The organism is Streptomyces sp. NPDC088915, assembly GCF_044749825.1.
GTDB lineage: Bacteria > Actinomycetota > Actinomycetes > Streptomycetales > Streptomycetaceae > Streptomyces.
Genome location: NZ_JBIVIR010000010.1, coordinates 26,723 through 47,820, shown reverse-complemented (window position 1 = coordinate 47,820; position 21,098 = coordinate 26,723). Strand labels below are relative to the sequence as shown.

The following is a 21,098-nucleotide window of genomic DNA, read 5'->3' as shown; positions in this document are numbered from 1 at the left end:
CTCTCCGGGCCAGTTCACGGGGGGTGAACAACGTTCGCCACTGCACCCCGGTTCCTTTGCAGGAACATGACCTGGATCACGCGGGCGGCGGAGTGTAGCAGAGGTGCCTCGGAACCTTGTGAAGGGGCGCACGAACACACCCCCCGAACGGGGTGGATACTCGATGGCATGAGCACCACGGAGCGTCCCAGGATCCTCGTAGTAGGCGGCGGGTACGTAGGCCTGTACGCAGCTCGGCGCATCCTCAAGAAGATGCGCTACGCGGAGGCGACCGTCACGGTCGTCGACCCGCGGTCGTACATGACCTACCAGCCCTTCCTCCCCGAAGCCGCCGCCGGCAGCATCTCGCCGCGCCACGTCGTCGTCCCGCTGCGACGCGTCGTCCGCGGAGCCGAGGTGCTCACCGGCCGGGTCACCACCATCGACCAGGACCGCAAGGTCGCCACGATCGCCCCGCTCGTCGGCGAGGCGTACGAGCTGCCCTTCGACTACCTCGTCATCGCGATGGGCGCGGTCTCCCGCACCTTCCCGATCCCCGGCCTCGCCGAGCAGGGCATCGGCATGAAGGGCATCGAGGAGGCCATCGGCCTGCGCAACCACGTCCTCGAGCAGCTCGACAAGGCCGACTCGACCACCGACGAGGAGGTCCGCCGCAAGGCGCTGACCTTCGTCTTCGTGGGCGGCGGCTTCGCCGGCGCGGAGACCATCGGCGAGGTCGAGGACCTGGCCCGCGACGCCGCGAAGTACTACCAGAACGTGTCGCGCGAGGACATGCGCTTCGTCCTGGTCGACGCGGCCGACAAGATCCTTCCCGAGGTCGGCCCCAAGCTCGGCCAGTACGGCAAGGAGCACCTGGAGAGCCGCGGGATCGAGATCTACCTCGAGACCTCCATGGACTCCTGCGTCGACGGCCACGTCGTGCTGAAGAACGGCCTGGAGGTCGACTCCAACACGATCGTGTGGACCGCCGGCGTGAAGCCGAACCCGGCGCTCTCCCGCTTCGGTCTGCCGCTCGGCCCCCGCGGCCACGTGGACTGCAACGAGAAGCTCCAGATCAACGGTCTCGACTACGCGTGGGCCGCGGGCGACAACGCCCAGGTCCCGGACATGGTCGGCCGTCGCGCGGGCAACCCGAACGCCTGGTGCCCGCCGAACGCCCAGCACGCCCTGCGCCAGGCCAAGGTCCTCGGCGACAACGTGGTGGCCGGCATGCGCGGCTTCCCGCAGAAGGAGTACAGCCACGCCAACAAGGGCGCGGTGGCCGGACTCGGTCTGCACAAGGGCGTCGCCATGATCGTCATGGGCAAGGTGAAGATCAAGCTCAAGGGCCGTCTCGCCTGGTACATGCACCGCGGCTACCACGGCATGGCCATGCCGACCTGGAACCGCAAGATCCGCGTCTTCGCCGACTGGACCCTGGCGATGTTCCTCAAGCGCGAGGTCGTCTCGCTCGGCGCCATCGAGTCGCCGCGCGAGGAGTTCTACGAGGCCGCCAAGCCCGCTCCCGCCCCGGCCGCCCCGGCGCAGGAGAAGGCCAAGGCCTCCTGACGCTCCGGCAGTAGGAGCGGGAGAGCAGTACCGCAGCAACCCGAAAGGGCCGTCCGCCATCCGTGGTGCGGGCGGCCCTTCGCGTGTTTTGCCGACTCGTTGCACCACGGCGGGAGTGCCGGTGCCCACCGACGGTGTTCCCTCGGTGACGGACGTTTCCGGAGCACCGATCACGGAGGTGGGCACCATGGCCGACGCCGCGTCGCGGCTGGCGAGTCTCGCGGAAGAGCTCCTCGGAGGACCGCTCCCGGTCCGGCTGCGGGCCTGGGACGGCAGCGAGGCCGGACCCGCCGGCGCCCCCGTCCTGATCGTCCGCGACCGCCGCGCCCTGCGCCGGATGATCTGGAAGCCCGGCGAACTGGGTGCGGTCCGCGCCTGGGTGGCCGGGGAGCTCGACGTCGAGGGGGACCTGTACGAGGTCCTGGACCGGGTCTCCGGACTCCTCTGGGAGCGCGACGGCGACTCCCCGGGCCTGTTCGCCGCCGCCCGCGACCCCCGGCTGCGCGCCGCCGCCCGCTCCCTGCTGCGGCTCGCCGGACCCGTGCCGCCCCCGGCGCCGCCGGCCGAGGAGGTCCGCGGCCGCAGCGGCGGCCGGCACACCAGACGCCGCGACCGGCAGGCGATCAGCCACCACTACGACGTGGGCAACGACTTCTACGAGCTGGTCCTCGGCCCCTCGATGGTCTACTCGTGCGCCTACTGGACCCCCGGCGGCACCCTGGAGGAGGCCCAGCGCGCCAAGCTCGACCTCGTCGCCCGCAAGCTGGACCTGAAGGAGGGCGACCGGCTCCTCGACGTGGGCTGCGGCTGGGGCTCCATGGCCCTGCACGCCGCCCGCGCGTACGGCGCCCGGGTCGTCGGCGTCACCCTCTCCCGCGAGCAGGCCGCCCACGCCCGCAAGCGGATCGCCGAGGAGGGCCTGACGGACCGGATCGAGATCCGCGTCCAGGACTACCGGGACGTCGCCGACGGCCCGTACGACGCGATCTCCTCGATCGGGATGGCCGAGCACGTCGGCGCCGTGAAGTACCGGGAGTACGCCGACGTCCTGTACGGGCTCCTCAGGCCCGGCGGGCGGCTGCTCAACCACCAGATCTCCCGGCGCCCCGAGCCCGACGAGGCCGCCTACGCGATCGACCCCTTCATCGACGCGTACGTCTTCCCCGACGGCGAACTCGCCCCCATGGGCCGCACCCTGACGACCCTGGAGGACGCCGGCTTCGAGGTCCGGGACGTGGAGGCGCTCCGCGAGCACTACGCCCTGACCCTGCGCCGCTGGGTGGCGAACCTGGAGGCGGACTGGGACCGGGCCGTCCGGCTCGTCTCCCCGGGCCGGGCCCGCGTCTGGCGGCTCTACATGGCCGCCTCCGCCGTCTCCTTCGAGCGCAACCGGATCGGCGTGAACCAGTTCCTCGCCGTGAAGACCCCGGCATCGGGGACGAGCGGGCTGCCGCTGCGGACGCGGGCGTGGACCGAGGGGGCGGACTGACCCGCGTACATACGGGGAAGGGCCGGCCTCCCGGATGGGAGACCGGCCCTTCGCCGGTGGTGCGCGTGCCGTGCCCATTGGGCCCGGACGGCTGCTCGGCCCGGACGGCTACTCGGCCTTGATGGCGGCGAGCATGTTCAGGCGGGCCGCGCTGCGGGCCGGCCACAGCGAGGCGAGGACGCCGACCAGACCGGCCAGGAGCAGGAAGATCCCGATCCGCTCCCAGGGGAGCACCAGCGTGTAGCCCGGCAGGCTCTTCTTGAACGTCTCGCCGATCGCCCAGCCGAGGAACGCGCCGAGACCGATGCCGACGACCGCGCCGAACACCGAGATGACCACGGCCTCCAGACGGACCATCCGCTTCACCCGGCGCCGGTCGAGACCGATCGCGCGGAGCATGCCGATCTCCTGCTGGCGCTCGAAGACGGACATCGCGAGGGTGTTGACCACACCGAGGACGGCGATGATCAGGGCCATGCCGAGCAGCCCGTACACGATGTTCAGGAGCATGTTGATCGGGCCGCCGAAGGCATCGCGGATGTCCTTGTGGTTCATCACGGTGATGCCGGGGTTGTCGCCCATGGCCTTCGACAGCGCCTCGGCGTTGGCGTCGGAGGCGCCGCCGTCCATCGCGACGAAGATCTGCGGGGTGTAGGCCTGCGGGTCGTGGGCCCCGATCACCTTGTGGTCGATCAGGACGGGGGAGACGAACTCGCTCTCCTCGTAGATCGCGCCGACGGTCAGCTTCCCCTTGGCCTTGTCCGCGTACTCGACCGGGACCGTGTCGCCGACCTTCAGGCCGCGCTTCTCGGCGGTCTCGTCGGCCACCGCGATCCGACCCTGCTTCAGGGAGGCCAGCGAGCCGTTCACGACGTGGAGGTTGAGGACCTTCTCGATGTCGCCGGGCGTGACGCCGGAGGCGGAGACGAACTTGCCCTTGATGTCCAGGGCGCCGGCCTGCTGCGGGGAGACGGCCGTGACGCCGGGGGCCTTCGCGAGGGCGGCGAGCGCCTCCTCGCCCAGGCTGTCGCCGCTGGCCATGGTGACCATGTAGTCGGCCTTGATCTGGTCGACCGTCATCCTGTCGATGGCCGAGCCGACGGTCGCGCCGATCACCGAGAGGCCGGTGACCAGGGTCAGGCCGATGGCGAGCGCGGAGGCGGTGGCGCCGGTGCGGCGCGGGTTGCGGACCGCGTTCAGGCCGGCGAGCTTGCCGGAGATCCCGAAGAGGCCGACGAAGAGCGGGCGGATCAGGGCGATCACGGGCCGCGACAGCATCGGGATCAGGACGATCACGCCGATGAGGGTGAGGAACGCGCCGCCGGCGATGAGCATGCGGCCGTCGTCGCCGCCCTTGCCCGCGCCGAGCACGATCAGGACGACGCCGAGCGCGGTGAACGCGGCGCCGACGGAGTTCCGCAGGACGAGCGACTTGGTGCTCGCGGTGGCGTGCACGCTGTTCATGGCGGCGACCGGCGGGATCTTCGCGGCGCGGCGGCCGGGCAGCCAGGCGGCGAGCATGGTGATCAGGACGCCGACGGCGAACGCGGAGACGACGGGGGCGGGGCCGACGACCAGGCCGCCGGCCGGGATCTTCAGGTCGAAGGCGTTCATGGCGGACCGCAGCCCGAGCGCGAGGCCGATGCCCAGGACGAGGCCGACGGCCGAGGCGACCAGGCCGACCAGTCCGGCCTCGGCGAGGACGGAGCGGGTGATCTGCTTGCGCGAGGCGCCGACCGCGCGCATCAGGGCCAGTTCCTTGGTGCGCTGGGCGACCAGCATCGTGAAGGTGTTGGCGATCAGGAAGACGCCGACGAAGAGCGCGATGCCCGCGAAGCCCAGGAGGACCTGGTTGAGCGCGCCGAGCCCGGCCTCGATGTCCTCGGCCTGCCGGTCGGCGAGGGCCTGCCCGGTCTGGGCGGTGGCGGCCTTCGGGACCACCTTCAGGACCTCGTCGAGGAGCTTGTCCGCGTCCGCGCCGGGGGCGGCGGTGACGGTCAGCTCCTGGAAGTACCCGGGCTTCAGGTAGAGCTTCTGGGCGACGGAGGTGTCGAAGAGGACCAGGCTGCCGCCCGCGTTGACGGCGCCGTCCTCGGTGGTGAAGACGCCGGAGAGGACGTACTCCTTCACGGGGCCGTTGGTGGCCACGCGGACGGTGTCGCCGACCTTGTAGCCGCCCTTGCCGGCGGAGGCCTCGTCGAGCGCGATCTGCCCGTCGCGGACCGGCCCGCCGCCCGTCGTGAAGGCGTACGCGCGGTCCTTGCCGTCCTTGCCGGGGGCGAAGTTGGTGCCCTTGTTGGACCAGCCGACGCCGATCAGCTTGCCGTTCTTGTCGGGCACGCCGGCGAAGCCGCCGACGCGGGGGGCGACGGAGGCGACCCCGTCGAGCCCGGCGACCTCGTCGACGTCCTTCTGGGAGAGGCCGGGGGCCTTCCGGGCCTGCTCGGCGTCGGGGTGCATCTCGACGGCGACGGCGACGTCGTCGTAGCTCTTCGCGGACTGGTTGCGGAAGGCCTGGGAGAGGGTGTCGGTGAAGACGAGGGTGCCGGAGACGAAGGCCACGCCGAGCATCACGGCGAGGACGGTCATCAGCAGTCTCGCCTTGTGCGCGAGGACGTTGCGCAGGGCGGTACGGAACATGGGGTGTGTGTCCTGAACGGAGGGTGGGGCGGACGGAGGTCGGGGGCGCGGAGGCCGCGCTACGGAGCCGGCTCTCGCGGCGTCAGCTCGTACGGCCCTTGGCGTCGAAGGCCTTCATGCGGTCGAGCACGCCGTCCGCCGTCGGGCTCAGCATCTCGTCGACGATCCGGCCGTCCGCGAGGAAGATCACGCGGTCCGCGTAGGAGGCGGCGACGGGGTCGTGGGTGACCATGACGACGGTCTGGCCCAGCTCGCGCACCGAGTTGCGCAGGAAGCCGAGGACCTCGGCGCCGGAGCGCGAGTCCAGGTTTCCGGTCGGCTCGTCGCCGAAGATGATCTCGGGGCGCGAGGCGAGCGCGCGGGCCACGGCCACGCGCTGCTGCTGGCCGCCGGAGAGCTCGGTGGGGCGATGGGTGAGCCGGCCGGAGAGGCCGAGCATGTCGATGACCTGCTGGACCCACTGCTTGTCGGCCTTGCGGCCCGCGATGTCCATCGGCAGCGTGATGTTCTCCATGGCCGTCAGCGTCGGCAGCAGGTTGAAGGCCTGGAAGATGAAGCCGATCTTGTCCCGGCGCAGCTGGGTGAGGTGCTTGTCCTTGAGGGTGGACAGCTCGGTCTCGCCGATCCGCACCGAGCCGGAGGAGAAGGAGTCCAGGCCGGCGACGCAGTGCATGAGCGTCGACTTGCCGGAGCCGGAGGGGCCCATGATGGCGGTGAACTCGCCCTGCCGGAAGTCCACGGTGACGTGGTCGAGCGCGACCACCTGGGTCTCGCCCTGTCCGTAGACCTTCGTGAGATCCGTGGCGCGGGCGGCCACCGCGGTGGCGCGGGACACGGTGGGGGAGGTGGTCACGAGGAGGACTCCTGTCACTGCGGGGCTGTTGCGGGAACCCCTCCATCGTCTCGGGCGTTCCGCACCGGCACGTCCGTCCACGTGCCCGTTCCCGGGGCAGTCTGGAGTCGGACCGGGGTCCCGGGGCCTCCTCCTGAGGTATGACCGGATCCCTGAGAGCCGCCGGGCGGGGGACGCCGGGCCAAGGTGACACAAATGCGACGACTTTTCGTCATCCCTGGGGTGCCGGTTTGCGCCTGCGACCCCGGTCACAGTTCGGCGAAAAGGCCTCCACCTGCACTGACGCACCCTCAGGCCTCAATAAAATAAGACAACATCGGGAGCGACGTTCCGCTGAACGAGGGAAGCGCCCCGATAGGCTCATGTGCCAACGCGGAGCATCGCGACGCCCGGATGGTGGAATGCAGACACGGCGAGCTTAAACCTCGCTGGCCTTCGGGCCGTACCGGTTCGAGTCCGGTTCCGGGCACCATCGACGACAGTGCCGCCGACCGGCGGGGACGCCCGTCCGCCGCCGGCCCTCCCGGGGGCTCGGAGGGCGTCCTCCTCGTCCCGACCTGCCGCGCTTACGGAGCGGATCGTTCCGTTCCGCCGTCCCGGCCGGCCCGCCCGCCGGGGCGCCGCCGTGGCCAGGAGGCCGCCGATCGGCCCCTGTTACCCTAAGGGCCCCTCCGCCTCCTGTTAGGTTCTCATGCCGACATGAATATCCTGAACCTTTCGGTAGTGCCCACTCAGCGGCGCGCACCGGAAGGGGGTGGTACGGCGCGTCGGGAGAAAGCGCCGGAGGCCGCGGAGCGGCGGTTCCCGAAGCCCGCTCTCCTCCTTTCCGGGCTTTTCTTCCTGGTGTATCTCACGCTGTCCGCACGGCGGCACGCGATACACCTCACGACCGGGTACGACTTGGGGATCTTCACCCAGATAGTGAAGTCCTATGCGCGCTTCACGGCCCCGTACGCGCCGCTCAAGGGAACCGATTACAACGCGCTCGGGGACCATTTCCACCCGATCCTCGCGATTCTTGGGCCCGTGTACAAGGCATTCCCGTCGAGCTATACGCTCCTGGTCTGCCAGGCGGCCCTGGTCGCGCTCTCCGTCCTTCCGATCACGCGCTGGGCCCACGAGGTCAGGGGCCGGGCATTCGCCTACTGGATCGGCATTTCCTACGGGGCCTCCTGGGGCATCGCGGAACTCGTCCAGTTCGACTTCCACGAAGTGGCCTTCGCCGTCCCGCTCCTGGCGTTCTCCGTGTGCGCCGCCGGACGGGAGAAGTGGCGCGCGGCCGTCCTCTGGGCGATCCCCCTGGTCCTGGTCAAGGAGGACCTCGGGCTCACGGTGGCGGCGGTCGGCGCGTACGTCGCGTGGAAGGGGCCCCGGCGCACGGGAATCCTGCTCGCCCTCTTCGGGATCGTGGCGACGGCCCTCGCGATGTTCGTCGTCCTGCCCTCCGTCAATCCGCTCGGCGAGTTCGCCTACTGGCCGCCCGCGGAACCCGAGGAGAAGAGCCTCCTGGTAAAGGCCGTGGCGACCTTCTGGCCGCCGGTCAAATGGCTCACGCTGCTCATGCTCGTCGCCCCCACGGGATTCCTGGCGGTCCGCTCCCCGCTCCTGGTCGTCATGCTCCCGACGCTCGGCTGGCGCTTCACCTCGGATTTCCCCAACTACTGGGGAATGGACTTCCACTACAGCGCGATCCTCATGCCGGTCGCCTTCGCCGCGGCGGTCCACGCGGTCGCCTCGGGGCGGACGGTCACCCGCCGGCTCCTGCACGCCGGCGTGATCGGGGCGGTGGCCACCGCCGTCACCTTCTTCACCTCCCCGTTCCACGAACTCGTGCTGCCGCGGACATGGGTCGCGTCCGAGCACGTGAGGGTGACCGACGAAATCCTCGGCAGGATCCCCGACGGCGCCACGGTGGCCGCGTCCAATCGCCTCGCGGCCCAGCTCGCGTACCGGACCACCGTCAGCGAGGTCTGCCTCTTCCCGCGTTCCTTCGCGCCGGAGGAAGCGCCCCGGTGGATGGTCTACGACGACACCGATCCGTCCGACCCGGAATGCGCGACCGGGACGTCCCTGGAATCGTCCGCCCCGCAGGTCCCCGGCTACCGGATCGTCGAGCGCCGAAACGGGATAACCCTGCTGGAGAGGGCCGACGCCCCTGCTGGACGACCCTGAGGTCCGGACCCGGACCGGCCCCCGGCGGCCCCTTCCGGAGAGGGCGCGTACACCTCGCGACTCCGGAGAGGAAGAGCGGGAAGATGAGGGAAAGATCCTCCCCGAGCACTAGGGAGTTTCTTTTGCCTACGCATTACCCTTGACGCAAGGCCGCGCCGTGCGGTCCGCCATGGAGGAGTGAGATGAGGAGCAGCAACCCGGTCTTCTCGCGACGGGGGTTCAGCCGCGACAACGGCTACGCGGGCTTCAACGCGCAGCAGCCGCAGGCCGGGGGCCCCGCCGTCGGAACCAACCCGTACGCCACCGGCAACCCGTACGCCGGGGACGCGACGAACCCGTACGCGACCAACCCGTACGCCCCGCAGGACACGCAGCTCGGCGCCCCGCAGCAGGCCCGCGGCAACGTGATGACGATCGACGACGTCGTGAGCCGCACGGCCATGACGCTCGGCACGGTCGTGCTCACCGCCGTCCTGTCCTGGCTCCTGCTGCCGGTCGACCCGGCGAACCTGGGCAAGTCCTACGGCATCGCCATCGGCGCCGCCCTGGTCGCCCTCGTCCTGTCGCTGGTGCAGTCCTTCAAGCGCAAGCCGTCGCCCGCGCTGATCCTGTCCTACGCCGCCTTCGAGGGCGTCTTCCTCGGCGTGATCTCGGCCGCCGTCTCGACGTACATCGCCGACGGCGTCGTCATCCAGGCGGTCCTGGGCACCATGGCGGTCTTCGCCGGCGTGCTCATCGCCTACAAGCTGGGCTGGATCCGGGTCAACCGGCGCTTCTACGGCTTCGTGATGGCCGCCGCGATGGGCTTCATGCTCCTCATGGTGACCAACCTGCTGTTCGCCGTCTTCGCGGGCGGCGACGGCCTCGGCTTCCGCAGCGGCGGCCTCGGCATCCTGTTCGGCGTCATCGGGATCATCCTGGGCGCCTGCTTCCTCGCCCTCGACTTCAAGCAGGTCGAGGACGGCGTGACCTACGGCGCGCCGCGCGAGGAGGCCTGGCTGGCCGCCTTCGGCCTCACCATGACCCTGGTGTGGATCTACCTGGAGATGCTGCGTCTGCTGTCGATCCTCCAGGGCGACGACTGACGCACCACCCCCGACTCGGGGGGAGGGGCCCGTCCGGCGGTGTGCCGGGCGGGCCCTTCCGCGTTCCCCGGTCCGTTGGCGGGCGGCCCGGGGCGACGCGTAGGGTCGCGGGGTGCTTGATACGAGTGACCTGACCACCGCCGTGGAGCGGTTCGCCGACCGGCTGCGGGCCGCCCCGCAGAGCCGCCTCCAGCGGGGCGCGGCGGCCGAGGGGCTCGCCCTCGCCCGGGAGCTCGCGGCGCGCGCGCAGCGCGTCGAGGACCCGGACCGGGAGCCGAGGACCATGCCGGACGCCGGGATCTTCACGGTGGCCGACCAGCTCGTGGTGGCCGGGAGCGACCTGGCCGAGGCACTGCGAACGGCCCCGGCCGGCTCCCGCGAGGGAGAGCTGGACGAGGCCGTGGGGCTCGTACGGGGGGCGGCGGAGCGCTCGGGGCTGTAGAGCCGCGCCGGGGGCTACAGGGACGCGATCACGCGGTCCGCGAGGATGTAGACGTTCTCCTCGTCCGTGTCGCCGTACGAGAAGGTCAGGGCGAAGGCGCCGGAGACGCCCGAGCCGCCGAGCAGGACCGGAGTGCGGCCCGCGCGCAGGGCCTCCGCGAGGCGCTCCGCGGTCTCGCGGTGCCCCGGGGTCATGCAGAGCGTGGTGCCGTCCGCGAAGACGTACACGTCCAGGGTGCCGAGCGGGCCCGGGCGGACGTCGGTCAGGGCCGTGCGCGTGTCGGCCAGCTCCTCCAGGCGCGCCACCGTCCGCTCGTGGTCGGTGACGACCGGGGTCTGCACCGGCACGAAGTCCGGGTGCGAGGGGTGCCGGCGCCGGGCCGCGGCCAGCTCCGGGGAGTCCTCGGGGAACTCGTCCACCGGCTCCGCCGCGCCGTCGAGCGCCGCCGCCTCGGACTCCATGGCCTCCAGGGCCATCGCCTCCAGGCCCACGAAGTCGCTCTGGCGCGGCACGAAGAAGGAGCCGTCCTCGGCCGGTCCGCCGAGACCGCCGAGCAGGGACGGGGCGTCGGCGGCGTCCCGGGCCTCCTGCGCGGCCCAGAAGGCCCGCGCCTCGGCCAGCTCGCGCTCGCGCTCCTCGGCCAGGGCCTCCGCGACCGCGGCCCGTATCTCTGCGGCGGGTGTGGCGCGGGCCGCGGGGACCGTGACGCCGTGCCCGGCGGCCAGCTCGCGCCGCAGGGCGGTGACCTGCTTGCGGAGACCGTGGACGGCGTGCAGGGCGGCAGCGCCCACGGCCGTGGCGGCGGCCGTGGTCAGCAGCAGGGCAAGAGGCATGGCGCTCACTGACGTACTCCCGATTCCGAGTCGATCCCCCGACTTCCTACCTCAGCTTGTCGTGAGGTGGGGGCCGCTGTCAGTGCATTACGTCACGAATTGGACAGGTATTTCAGCCAGGCGTTTCGTCCCGAAACCGCTCTGACCTGGGAAAACGAACTCCCCCGGGACGTAGGTCACATCCTGGGGGAGATTCGGTCACGGCTGGGACGCGACGTGGTTGACCCCACAGGGGCCGGGGGACGCGCGCCGGGTGCCGGGCGTCAGCTCAGGCGCTCGATGACCATGGCCATGCCCTGGCCGCCGCCGACGCACATGGTCTCCAGGCCGAACTGCTTGTCGTGGAACTGGAGGCCGTTGATCAGGGTGCCGGTGATGCGGGCGCCGGTCATGCCGAAGGGGTGGCCGACGGCGATGGCGCCGCCGTTGACGTTCACCTTGTCCAGGTCGAGGCCCAGCTCCTGGTAGGACGGGATGACCTGGGCGGCGAAGGCCTCGTTGATCTCGGCCAGGTCGATGTCGTCGATCGTCAGGCCGGCGCGCTTGAGGGCCTGCTTCGACGCCTCGACCGGGCCGAGGCCCATGATCTCGGGGGAGAGGCCGGAGACGCCGGTGGAGACGATCCGGGCCAGCGGGGTCAGGCCGAGCTCGCGGGCCTTGGTGTCGGACATGATCACCAGGGCGGCGGCGCCGTCGTTGAGCGGGCAGCAGTTGCCGGCGGTGACCAGGCCGTCGGGGCGGAAGACCGGCTTGAGGCCCTGCACGCCCTCCAGGGTGACGCCCGCGCGGGGGCCGTCGTCCGCCGAGACGACCGTGCCGTCCGGCAGCGTCACCGGGGTGATCTCGCGCTCCCAGAAGCCGTTCTTGATGGCCTGCTCGGCGAGGTTCTGCGACCGCACGCCGAACTCGTCCATCTCCTGGCGGCCGATGCCCTTCCAGCGGGCCAGGTTCTCGGCGGTCTGGCCCATGGCGATGTACGCGTCGGGGACGAGGCCGTCCTCGCGCGGGTCGTGCCAGGTGGAGCCCTCGGAGGCGGCGACCTCGGCGGTGCGGGCCTCGGCCTCGGCGAAGAGCGGGTTGTGCGTGTCGGGCAGGGAGTCCGAGTTGCCCTTGGTGAAGCGGGAGACCATCTCGACGCCGGCCGAGATGAACACGTCGCCCTCGCCCGCCTTGATCGCGTGGAGCGCCATCCGGGAGGTCTGGAGCGAGGAGGAACAGTAACGGGTGACCGTGCAGCCCGGCAGGTGGTCCATGCCCATCTGCACGGCCACGATCCGGCCCAGGTTGTTGCCCTGCTCGCCACCGGGCAGACCGCAGCCCAGCATCAGGTCGTCGATGTCGCGCGGGTCCAGCTCGGGCACCTTCGCCAGGGCGGCCTGGACGATGGTCGCGGTGAGGTCGTCCGGGCGCAGGTCCTTCAGGGAGCCCTTGAAGGCCCGGCCGATGGGGGAACGGGCGGTCGAGACGATCACGGCTTCGGGCATCACGGCTCCATGAGGGTGCGGAGTGAGCGGACTGAAAGGGAAGTTACCCGTACGTACCGCACGGGGTCACCGGGCCGGGCGTGTGATGCGGACCTCTTTTCTAAGCGGGCGCTCAGGAAGGGGGCCCTCCTCGGGAACGGCGCCCGCCGGGGCTTTGTTCCCGGGGCTCCGGGGTCGCAGGGCTGCCGGGCCCTGGGGTCGCAGGGCCCCCGGCTCCCGGCGGGCGATCAGTTGGCGGGAGCCTCCGACGCGGGAGCCTCCGGCGAAGGGGAGGGCTCCGCCGGGGCCTCCGCCGCCTCCGTCGGGACCGGCAGGCGCCGCCTGCGGCGGTGCTTGAGCAGGGCCCAGGGCGCGCGGGCGCCCGTGACCTCGGTGCCCGCCTCCCGTACCGCCTCGGCCGCGGCCTTCGCCACCGGCAGCATGTTCTCCCGCCGCGCCGGCTCCAGGCGGTCCGCCTCCGGCCACACGCCGAGCACCGCGCAGACCGTCGGCAGGACGGCCATCGCCGCCGTCGCGTACCCCTCGGCCGACGGGTGGAAGCTGTCCACCCCGAACATCTCGCGCGGGTTCGCCGCGAACTCCGGACCCAGCAGGTCGCCGAGCGACACCGTCCGTCCGCCCTGCTCCACCACCACGATCGTCTGCGCCGCCGCGAGCTGCCGCGACGCCCGCCGGGCCAGCCAGCGCAGGGGCTGGTAGACCGGCTCGATCGTGCCCAGATCCGGGCAGGTGCCGACGACCACCTCCGAGCCCGCCGTCCGCAGCCGCCGCACCGCCGCCGCCAGGAGCCGCACCGACTCCGTCGCCGGCAGCCGGTGCGTCACGTCGTTCGCCCCGATCATGACCACGCACACGTCCGGCGGCCCCAGGGGCTGCGAGAGCAGCAGCGACACCTGCCGCTCCAGGTCGTCCGAGCGCGCCCCCGACAGGGCCACGTTCCGCAGCAGCACCGGCCGCTCCGCCACCGCCGCGAGCCCCGAGGCGAGCAGCGCGCCCGGGGTCTGACCGGTGCGGCGCACCCCCTGGCCCGCCGCCGTGGAATCACCCAGAAGGGCCAGCCGCAGCGGGTCCTCCGTCCCGAACGCCCGCCCGTAGAGCCCGTCCGCCGCGGGCGGCAGCGGGGCCGCCCCGCCCCCCACGGTCCGCTTCGCGATGTGCGCCTCGGCCAGGAGGACCCCCACCGCCGCGACCCCGAGGAGCCCGATGCCCCCACCGCCGTACGCCGCACCCGCCGCGATCCGCCGCGCCACCCTCGCCCTGGACATGGGGCCGTCACCTCCTTCAAGCCGTTCAGGGTGTAACTGCCCCGTAACCCGCTCCGACTACGCATACGCTGGCCACACCATTACGGAGACCCCGGAGATTACGGTGCAATTCCACGACTCGATGATCAGCCTCGTCGGCAACACCCCGCTGGTGAAGCTCAACCACGTCACAGAGGGCATCCAGGCGACCGTCCTGGCCAAGGTCGAGTACTTCAACCCCGGCGGGTCGGTCAAGGACCGGATCGCCCTGCGGATGATCGAGGCGGCCGAGCGCAGCGGCGAGCTGAAGCCCGGCGGCACCATCGTCGAGCCCACGTCGGGCAACACCGGCGTCGGCCTGGCGATCGTGGCCCAGCAGAAGGGCTACAAGTGCATCTTCGTCTGCCCCGACAAGGTGTCGCTCGACAAGATCAACGTGCTGCGCGCGTACGGCGCCGAGGTCGTCGTCTGCCCCACGGCCGTCGACCCGGAGCACCCGGACTCGTACTACAACGTCTCGGACCGGCTCGTGCGCGAGACGCCGAACGCCTGGAAGCCCGACCAGTACTCCAACCCGAACAACCCGCGCTCGCACTACGAGACCACCGGTCCCGAGCTGTGGGAGCAGACGGACGGGAAGATCACCCACTTCGTCGCGGGCGTCGGCACCGGCGGCACCATCTCCGGCACGGGCAACTACCTCAAGGAGGCCAGCGGCGGCGCCGTCAAGGTCATCGGCGCCGACCCCGAGGGCTCCGTCTACTCGGGCGGCTCGGGCCGTCCGTACCTGGTCGAGGGCGTCGGCGAGGACTTCTGGCCCAGCGCGTACGACCGGAAGGTCGCCGACGGGATCGTGGCCGTGTCCGACAAGGACTCCTTCCAGATGACCCGCCGCCTCGCCAAGGAGGAGGGCCTCCTCGTCGGCGGCTCCTGCGGCATGGCCGTGGTCGCGGCCCTGGAGGTCGCCCGCGGCCTCGGCCCCGACGACGTCGTGGTCGTGCTGCTCCCGGACTCCGGCCGCGGCTACATGTCCAAGATCTTCAGCGACGAGTGGATGGCCGACTACGGCTTCCTGGAGAACACCTCCTCCGCCACCGTCGCCGACGTCCTGCGCCACAAGGAGGGCGGCCTGCCCTCCCTCGTCCACATGCACCCGGACGAGACCGTCGGCCAGGCCATCGAGGTGCTGCGCGAGTACGGCGTCTCCCAGATGCCCATCGTGAAGCCGGGCGCCGGCCACCCCGACGTCATGGCCGCCGAGGTCGTCGGCTCGGTCGTCGAGCGCGAGCTGCTCGACGCCCTCTTCACCGAGCGGGCCTCCCTGGAGGACGCCCTGGAGCGGCACATGAGCGCGCCGCTGCCGCAGGTCGGCTCCGGCGAGCCGGTCGAGGACCTCGTGGCCGTCCTGGGCGAGTCCGCCGACGCGGCGATCGTCCTGGTCGAGGGCAAGCCGACCGGCGTCGTCAGCCGCCAGGACCTGCTCGCCTTCCTGGCGGGCGGCGCCGCGAAGTAGTCCCGGGGGCGGGCGTACGGCGCCGCGGGGCGGGTCCGGGGGCGGGCCGCGCGGACGAGTTCGCGCAACTGGTACGAGCGCGACACGTCCGCGCAGCACCCGCTTAACACGGGTCCGGCAGATTGTTCCTCGTCGGCGTCACGGACTTCCGGAGCGGCTCCCGGGCCTCCAGAGACGCCGCGGACGCGGACCGGCCCTGACCCGGGCCCGTGTCCCTCGCGGGGACCGCCGTCGTCCCGCCCCCCGGCAACGGGGGTGCGGCGGTCCCCGCGCCAAGCTCCGCGGAAGGGCCCCTCGCAGCGGCGGGGGGCCCTTCCCGTGTCTTTTCCGTGTCCTCTTCTCCTCCTCTTTTCCGCCCTCGCCCGCCCGCGATCGTGCATATCCTTATGCAGAGTCTTGGGTGAGTGAATAAGTGGAAGGGGAGGGCGACGTGAGCGACAGCCCGGCCGGCCGGCTCCAGGCCCTCTTCGAGGGGCACCGGCTGACGCCGACCCAGCGGCGGATCGCGCACTGCATGGTGCGGCGCGCCGGGGACGTGCCGTTCCTGTCCAGCGTGGAGCTGGCCGAGCTCGCCGGGGTCAGCCAGCCCTCCGTCACCCGCTTCGCCGTCGCCCTCGGCTTCGACGGGTACCCGGCGCTCCGGCGCCACCTGCGCGAGGTCGCGCCCCCCGAGGCCGGCTCCGGGGCCGGGGACGGAGCGGGCCTCGGGGGCGAGGCGTTCAACGAGTACCAGCAGGCCGTGCTCGCCGAGATCGAGAACCTCCGGCACCTCGCCGGACTGCTCGCCGACCCCGGGCCCGTCGAGCGGGCCGGACGGCTGCTCGCCCGCTCCCGCCCGCTGCCCGTGCTCGGACTGCGGGCCGCCTCCTCGCAGGCGCGCGGCTTCGCCTACTTCGCCGCCAAGGTGCACCCGGACGTACGGCTCCTCGACGAGGGCGGCTCGATGCTCACGGACCGCGTCGACGCGGCCGTACGGGCCGGGGCCACGGCCCTGCTCTGCTTCGCGCTGCCCCGGCACCCGCGCGAGGTCGTCGAGGCGCTCGCGTACGCGCGGGCGGCCGGGCTCGCGGTCGTGACCGTCGCCGACTCGGCGTTCGCGCCCGTCGCCGCCCACAGCGACCTGCTGATCCCGGCCGCCGTCGGCACCGGGCTCGCCTTCGACACCGCCTGCGCCCCCATGATGCTCGGCCGGGTCCTCCTGGAGGCCATGGCCGACGAACTCCCCGACGCGCAGGCGCGCCTGGAGGAGTTCGACGCGAAGGCGGCGGCGCGGGGCCTGTTCGTCGAGTAGGCGAGTGCTGGGCGGGTGCCGAGCAGGTGCTCGGCGTAGTGAGAGGGCGGGGGCGGCCCCCCGGCCGTCAGACGTCCAGCTCGGCCTCGATCTTCTTGAGCTGGTGGCGGGCCATCGCCAGGTTCGCCCGGTCCTTGTGCAGGGCCAGGTAGAGGAAGAGGCCGTTGGTGTTGCGCCCCTTGAGCAGCCGGATCAGGTGGTAGTGGGTGCCGAGGGTGATGAGGATGTCCTCGATCTCGTCGTTGAGCCCCAGCATCTCCATTGCCCGGACCTTGGCCCGCACGACGTCGGTGTTGCCGGCCGCGGCCACGTTCAGGTCGAGCTCCTTGCCGCCGCCGATCGTGCCGAGCGCCATGCCGCTGGTGTAGTCGACGAGGGCAGCGCCGATCGCGCCGTCGATGGAGGCCGCTTCCTTGAGGGAGGTCTCGGTGTTCGCCATGGTGTCGTACTTCTTCCTTCTGGGGTTACGGGTTTACGGGGTCACGAGGCCCTGGGGTCACGGGGTCCCGGGGCTCCGGACCTCACGGACCGGGGGCCCGGCGGGGTGCGGGGGCCGCCCGGGGTGCGGGGGCTTCCCCGGGTACGGGGGCGGGAGCTGGCCGAGCCGGTTCGGCTCCCTGCGCTCCAGGGCCCCGTCGACCAGCTCGCCTATCCGGGCGCTGGAGCGGCGCGCCTCCAGGTGGAGCCGCCCCACGTTGATCCGGGGCTCCGCGAGCAGCGTCAGGACGGCCGAGCCGCCCGCCGCGTACGTCGCCACGTAGCCGCTCTCGCCGCGTACGAGCAGTTCGCGGAAGCGGCCCTGACCGGTGGAGTCGGTCAGGCGCTGGCCGACGCCGAGCGCCGCCGCGGTCAGCGCGGCCACGCTCTCGGCCTCGCCGTCCACGGTGTCGTGGGCCAGGACCAGGCCGTCGGCGCTGGCCGCGAGGGCCCCGGTGAGCTGGGGCAGCCGCGCCCGCAGCCGTCTCAGCTCGCCGAGGACCTCGGCTTCTGCCGTCATGAGCTGTCTCCTCTCGGCGCGCATGCGCAGGGCACGCCTCATCACAGGTGTGCCTCCAGGGCGTCACGGAGCCGGCGCAGCAGGGCGATGTCGGGATCGGGCACCGGCAGGACCGGCAGGAGGGCCGGTACCGGTACCGGTGACACGGGGTCGGGGTCGGGGTCGGGGTCGGGGCTGAGCGGGGTCTCGACGAGTCCGGCGGCGGCGAGCCGCCGGACGTCGAGGAGCGTGTGGAAGGCGGGGCGGCCGAGCAGCCGGGCCAGCTCCGCCGGGGTCCGCTCGCCGTCGGCCGCCGCGAGCAGGGCGCGCTGCCGCGCCCCCACGGTCTGGCCGGGGGCGGCGGGGCGGGGGACGACCGGGGCGGTGTCCACCGTGGGGTACGGCCAGACGGCGTCGAGGAGTTCGCGGCGGCGGACGGTCTCGCGCTCGACGGCCTCGGCCGAGACCGGCCGCACCGTGCCGAACCAGTGCCCCACCCCGTACCGGAAGCGGGTCGGGCCGCTGGTGGGGGAGAGGGCGAAGAAGGCCGCGTCGAAGACGGCGCCGAGGTGGCAGATCTCCAGCTCCCCGTCCTGGAGCCGGCCGCTGTCGACGAGGAAGCGGCCGACCGCGCGGTGGGCGCCGGCCCGGTCGACGGCCTCGTCCCAGTTCTCCCGGGGCAGCCGGCCGCCGGTGGTGAGGAGGATGTCGACGCCGGGGGAGGCGGGGCTCTCGGCGTGCACCACCCGGCCGTCCACCAGGTAGAGCGTGCCGTGGTCGCGCAGCAGGGCCCCGGTGGCCTTCTCGGCGGCGAGCCGGACCAGCATCGGGGAGACGGGGGTGGCGACCGCGCTCATCCGAGGACCAGCTTCTCGGCTATGTCGCGGAGTCTCATGCGGGCGAGGGCGAGGTTGCCGGTGTCGCGGTCGAGCCAGAGGTGGAGGAAGACGCTGCTGTCGAAGGAGGTCTCGACGAAGCGGAGGACGTGGTACCCGGCCCGGGTGGTGACGATCAGGTCCTCGACGGGAGGCCCTCCGTCCTTCTCCGCCCCTCCGGCCCCGCCCGTTCCTCCCGCGTCGTCGTCCGTCGCCAGGAAGGTGTCGAATTCGGCCGCCGAGCGGGCCAGTTCGGCGGTCTCGGCGGCCGTGGTCTCGTGGTCCCCGACGGGCGACTCGCCCGCCGTTCCCAGTGCGAGGCCGCTGGTCCAGTCGACCAGGGAGGCGCCCCGAGCACCCGGTAGGGTCATGGCCTCCGTCAGGCACTCGTCGATTCCGGGCACGCGGATTCCCCTCCCGATGCGGCGTGCGAACGTGCGGCAGTAACGGTGACGCTACTGAACGTTCCGCTCCGGGGGAGGGGTTCTGGCATTTTCCATCGGAACATGCCCGGGTCTGACGGAAATTGATCCCTTGCCCGGGGCGGCCGGATGTGGTGGGCCCGTCAGGCCCGTGTCTCCACGGCGTTCGCGACGTCCGACAGGTCCTTCGCGAGCGCCTTGGCGACGGCCTTCGCCCCGAAGCGGGCGAGCAGCCGGCCGAGGGCGCCGGGGGCGCGCCCGTGCGCGGGCCTGGCGGAGAAGGTCATGCGGAGGACGGTGGACCCGGTCCCGGCGGGGGTGGGACGGGTCCCGTCAGGAGCGGGTCCGGGTCCGTCGGGTCCGGGCCCGGTCACGTCCGGCGTGAGGGTGAGCTCGGAGACGTAGTGCATGCCGTGGGAGTCGGCGACCGTGACGTACCGGTCGGGCGGCTCGCACGCGGTCACGGTCATCTCCTCGGTGGCCTCCCGGCCCAGCATCCGCCGGGTCTCGCGCCAGCGCGTGCCCACGCCGAAGCCGCCCGGGGTGAGCACCTCCACCTTCCGGACGCCGGTCAGGACGCGGGGCAGCTCCGGCAGGTCGGTGATCGCCTCCCAGACCCGGCCGGGGGAGGCGGCGACCCGGCGCTCGACGACGACGGAGGTGCCGTCCGCACCCGTTCCGGTCATGCCTTCACCACTCATGTCCCCATGGAACCCGGGGCGCGGGGGCGGCGCTACCGGACTGTCGGCCCTCTTTCTGTTCGACCCTTGCGCCCGGCCGGCCCGGCCGGGCCGACCGGTGGGCCCACCAGCGCGTCCGCCAGGTCCCCGCCCGCCTCGGCGACGATCTCGTCGAGCGTCTGGGGCCTGCGCACGGGCGTGAACGCCACCGTCCCGTCACCGGCCACGGCGAAGCCGTGGATCCCCGGCCGGGGCAGGCTGTTGTACGCGTAGTGGTGGACGAAGCAGTACGCGCCGGTGTCCGGCACCGCCACCACGTCCCCCGGGCGCAGCAGCGGCAGCTCGCGGCCCGTGGCGATCAGGTCCCCGGCGAAGCAGGCGGGGCCCGCCACGTCCTGGACGGCGGTCTCCCCGGTGCGGGGCCGGCCCTCGGAGTCGTACGCGAGGACGCGCAGCGGCCAGGAGTCGGGGGCGTAGACCGTACGGGTGGCGAGCTGCACGCCCGCATGGGTGACGGCGATCGGGCGGCCCCCGGAGGTCTTGGTGTACTCCACCCGGGAGAGGACCGTCCCGTGTTTGGCCAGAAGTGAGCGCCCGAACTCGGTGACCAGACGGTAGCGGCCGTCGAAGAGCCCGGGGACGGTGGCGGCGAGCAGCCGCGCGTACTCCGCGTACGTCGGCGTCTCCTCGTCGGAGGCGAAGTTCACCGGCAGTCCGCCGCCGATGTCGAGGGCGTCGACCTGCTGCCGCCCGGCGGTCCGGTTGATCTCCTCGGCGAGCGCGTACGCCTCCCCGACCCCCTGTGCCATCAGGGCGAGCGGCACGCCCTGGGAGCCGGTGTGGGTGTGCAGCCGGGTCAGCCAGGGGCGCTCCAGATAGGCCTGGACGACGGCCTTGCGGGCGCCCTCGTCGCGCAGCGCCACGCCGAACTTGGAGGTGGCGGTCGCGGTGGAGAGCGCGCCGATGGAACCGGCTCCGACCTGGGGGTTCACCCGGAGGCCGAGGGGTGAGGTGGTGGGCGCGGCGGCCGTGAGCGCGTCGATCCTGGCCAGCTCCTGGAGGTTGTCGGCGTTGACCGCGACTCCGAGCGCGAGGGCCTGGCGCAGCTCGGCCGGGGTCTTGGCGGGGGAGTCGAGCACGGTGCGCTCCGGCGGGATCCCGGCGGCGCGGGCGAGGGCCAGCTCGCCGGGGCTCGCCACCTCGGCCCCGAGCCCGGCCTCGTGGAGCAGGCGCAGGACGGGGACGAGCGGGGCGGCCTTCACGGCGAAGGCGTGCAGCACGGGCGCGTCGGTGACGGCGGCGAAGGCGCTGGTCAGAGCGGCGGCGGAGGTGCGGATGCCGGCGGTGTCGAGGAGGGCGACGACCGGTTCGGCGGGGGAGAGGAGCCCTTGGTCGACGGAGGCGCGGACGGCGAGATCGCGACGGGAGGAGGCCATGGGGTCATGGTCGTCGATCCGGCGCGGGAGCGGGAGGGCGCCGTGTGGGCGCCACCCTCTCGCCGGGCCCTGTTGACTACAACTATTCATCACGCCAGGATGTGAATATCTGAAC

General features: G+C 72.4%; 18 protein-coding genes and 1 tRNA gene. 8 read left to right on the top strand and 11 right to left on the bottom strand.

The features are described from left to right. Positions 1–168: 168 nt before the first annotated feature. Both ACIP5O_RS19285 and ACIP5O_RS19280 read left to right on the top strand, forming a co-directional pair. Positions 169–1,548, top strand: a complete 1,380-nt coding sequence (locus ACIP5O_RS19285; RefSeq protein WP_356543945.1) for an NAD(P)/FAD-dependent oxidoreductase — start codon at positions 169–171, stop codon at positions 1,546–1,548. 187 nt (positions 1,549–1,735) lie between these two features. Further along, the gene (locus tag ACIP5O_RS19280; RefSeq protein ID WP_401294790.1) at positions 1,736–3,037 is read left to right on the top strand and encodes a class I SAM-dependent methyltransferase; all 1,302 of its coding nucleotides are present in this window, start codon (positions 1,736–1,738) and stop codon (positions 3,035–3,037) included. Between the two features lie 108 nt (positions 3,038–3,145). Here the strand turns inward: ACIP5O_RS19280 and ACIP5O_RS19275 are convergent, their stop codons facing one another. Further along, a complete protein-coding gene (locus ACIP5O_RS19275) occupies positions 3,146–5,677 on the bottom strand; it encodes an ABC transporter permease (protein ID WP_401294788.1) in 2,532 nt (843 codons plus the stop codon). A gap of 82 nt (positions 5,678–5,759) precedes the next feature. Next, positions 5,760–6,530, bottom strand: coding sequence for an ABC transporter ATP-binding protein (locus ACIP5O_RS19270; protein ID WP_062754977.1), 771 nt, complete (start codon positions 6,528–6,530; stop codon positions 5,760–5,762). Between the two features lie 387 nt (positions 6,531–6,917). On the opposite strand from ACIP5O_RS19270, the gene ACIP5O_RS19265 reads away from it, so the two are divergent. From ACIP5O_RS19265 to ACIP5O_RS19250, 4 genes are all read left to right on the top strand, one after another. Beyond that, a tRNA-Leu gene (locus tag ACIP5O_RS19265) sits at positions 6,918–7,002 on the top strand. 251 nt (positions 7,003–7,253) lie between these two features. Next, positions 7,254–8,702, top strand: coding sequence for a DUF2079 domain-containing protein (locus ACIP5O_RS19260; RefSeq protein WP_401294786.1), 1,449 nt, complete (start codon positions 7,254–7,256; stop codon positions 8,700–8,702). 182 nt (positions 8,703–8,884) lie between these two features. Next, on the top strand, positions 8,885–9,787 hold the full coding sequence (locus tag ACIP5O_RS19255) for a Bax inhibitor-1/YccA family protein (protein ID WP_383441996.1): 903 nt from the start codon (positions 8,885–8,887) through the stop codon (positions 9,785–9,787). A gap of 112 nt (positions 9,788–9,899) precedes the next feature. Beyond that, complete coding sequence (locus ACIP5O_RS19250) at positions 9,900–10,229, top strand: hypothetical protein (RefSeq protein WP_356543935.1); 330 nt, start codon at positions 9,900–9,902, stop codon at positions 10,227–10,229. Positions 10,230–10,243: 14 nt separating this feature from the next. Here ACIP5O_RS19250 and ACIP5O_RS19245 read toward each other — a convergent pair whose 3' ends face one another. The 3 genes from ACIP5O_RS19245 to ACIP5O_RS19235 form a co-directional block, all read right to left on the bottom strand. Further along, the gene (locus ACIP5O_RS19245) at positions 10,244–11,062 is read right to left on the bottom strand and encodes a hypothetical protein (RefSeq protein WP_356543933.1); all 819 of its coding nucleotides are present in this window, start codon (positions 11,060–11,062) and stop codon (positions 10,244–10,246) included. A 263-nt stretch (positions 11,063–11,325) separates the two neighbouring features. Continuing rightward, positions 11,326–12,546 (bottom strand): acetyl-CoA C-acetyltransferase, encoded by a 1,221-nt coding sequence (locus ACIP5O_RS19240; RefSeq protein WP_401294783.1) that lies wholly within the window; start codon positions 12,544–12,546, stop codon positions 11,326–11,328. 227 nt (positions 12,547–12,773) lie between these two features. Continuing rightward, on the bottom strand, positions 12,774–13,811 hold the full coding sequence (locus ACIP5O_RS19235) for an SGNH/GDSL hydrolase family protein (RefSeq protein ID WP_401294781.1): 1,038 nt from the start codon (positions 13,809–13,811) through the stop codon (positions 12,774–12,776). Between the two features lie 103 nt (positions 13,812–13,914). On the opposite strand from ACIP5O_RS19235, the gene ACIP5O_RS19230 reads away from it, so the two are divergent. Both ACIP5O_RS19230 and ACIP5O_RS19225 read left to right on the top strand, forming a co-directional pair. Then, a complete protein-coding gene (locus ACIP5O_RS19230) occupies positions 13,915–15,303 on the top strand; it encodes a cystathionine beta-synthase (RefSeq protein WP_401294779.1) in 1,389 nt (462 codons plus the stop codon). A 430-nt stretch (positions 15,304–15,733) separates the two neighbouring features. Beyond that, positions 15,734–16,594, top strand: coding sequence for a MurR/RpiR family transcriptional regulator (locus ACIP5O_RS19225; protein ID WP_401294777.1), 861 nt, complete (start codon positions 15,734–15,736; stop codon positions 16,592–16,594). A gap of 67 nt (positions 16,595–16,661) precedes the next feature. On the opposite strand, the gene ACIP5O_RS19220 is transcribed toward ACIP5O_RS19225, so the two are convergent. From ACIP5O_RS19220 to ACIP5O_RS19195, 6 genes are all read right to left on the bottom strand, one after another. Next, the gene (locus ACIP5O_RS19220; protein ID WP_125667118.1) at positions 16,662–17,033 is read right to left on the bottom strand and encodes a hypothetical protein; all 372 of its coding nucleotides are present in this window, start codon (positions 17,031–17,033) and stop codon (positions 16,662–16,664) included. 57 nt (positions 17,034–17,090) lie between these two features. Next, positions 17,091–17,633, bottom strand: coding sequence for a roadblock/LC7 domain-containing protein (locus ACIP5O_RS19215; protein ID WP_401294775.1), 543 nt, complete (start codon positions 17,631–17,633; stop codon positions 17,091–17,093). After that, complete coding sequence (locus ACIP5O_RS19210; RefSeq protein WP_401294773.1) at positions 17,633–18,427, bottom strand: transcriptional regulator; 795 nt, start codon at positions 18,425–18,427, stop codon at positions 17,633–17,635. Before ACIP5O_RS19210 ends, ACIP5O_RS19215 begins: the two co-directional genes overlap by 1 nt. Beyond that, complete coding sequence (locus ACIP5O_RS19205; RefSeq protein WP_401294771.1) at positions 18,424–18,849, bottom strand: hypothetical protein; 426 nt, start codon at positions 18,847–18,849, stop codon at positions 18,424–18,426. The genes ACIP5O_RS19210 and ACIP5O_RS19205 overlap by 4 nt, the downstream gene beginning before the upstream one ends. A gap of 161 nt (positions 18,850–19,010) precedes the next feature. Then, positions 19,011–19,553, bottom strand: coding sequence for an SRPBCC family protein (locus ACIP5O_RS19200; RefSeq protein ID WP_401294769.1), 543 nt, complete (start codon positions 19,551–19,553; stop codon positions 19,011–19,013). Positions 19,554–19,600: 47 nt separating this feature from the next. Then, positions 19,601–20,983, bottom strand: a complete 1,383-nt coding sequence (locus ACIP5O_RS19195) for a diaminopimelate decarboxylase (RefSeq protein ID WP_401294767.1) — start codon at positions 20,981–20,983, stop codon at positions 19,601–19,603. Positions 20,984–21,098: the final 115 nt, after the last annotated feature.

Bases quoted from the DNA above. Each gene is read 5' to 3' on its own strand.
- ACIP5O_RS19285 (WP_356543945.1), top strand. From the start codon at position 169: ATGAGCACCACGGAGCGTCCCAGGATCCTCGTAGTAGGCGGCGGGTAC.
- ACIP5O_RS19280 (WP_401294790.1), top strand. From the start codon at position 1,736: ATGGCCGACGCCGCGTCGCGGCTGGCGAGTCTCGCGGAAGAGCTCCTC.
- ACIP5O_RS19275 (WP_401294788.1), bottom strand. From the start codon at position 5,677: ATGTTCCGTACCGCCCTGCGCAACGTCCTCGCGCACAAGGCGAGACTG.
- ACIP5O_RS19255 (WP_383441996.1), top strand. From the start codon at position 8,885: ATGAGGAGCAGCAACCCGGTCTTCTCGCGACGGGGGTTCAGCCGCGAC.
- ACIP5O_RS19245 (WP_356543933.1), bottom strand. From the start codon at position 11,062: ATGCCTCTTGCCCTGCTGCTGACCACGGCCGCCGCCACGGCCGTGGGC.
- ACIP5O_RS19240 (WP_401294783.1), bottom strand. From the start codon at position 12,546: ATGCCCGAAGCCGTGATCGTCTCGACCGCCCGTTCCCCCATCGGCCGG.
- ACIP5O_RS19235 (WP_401294781.1), bottom strand. From the start codon at position 13,811: ATGTCCAGGGCGAGGGTGGCGCGGCGGATCGCGGCGGGTGCGGCGTAC.
- ACIP5O_RS19220 (WP_125667118.1), bottom strand. From the start codon at position 17,033: ATGGCGAACACCGAGACCTCCCTCAAGGAAGCGGCCTCCATCGACGGC.
- ACIP5O_RS19215 (WP_401294775.1), bottom strand. From the start codon at position 17,633: ATGAGGCGTGCCCTGCGCATGCGCGCCGAGAGGAGACAGCTCATGACG.
- ACIP5O_RS19210 (WP_401294773.1), bottom strand. From the start codon at position 18,427: ATGAGCGCGGTCGCCACCCCCGTCTCCCCGATGCTGGTCCGGCTCGCC.
- ACIP5O_RS19200 (WP_401294769.1), bottom strand. From the start codon at position 19,553: ATGACCGGAACGGGTGCGGACGGCACCTCCGTCGTCGTCGAGCGCCGG.
- ACIP5O_RS19195 (WP_401294767.1), bottom strand. From the start codon at position 20,983: ATGGCCTCCTCCCGTCGCGATCTCGCCGTCCGCGCCTCCGTCGACCAA.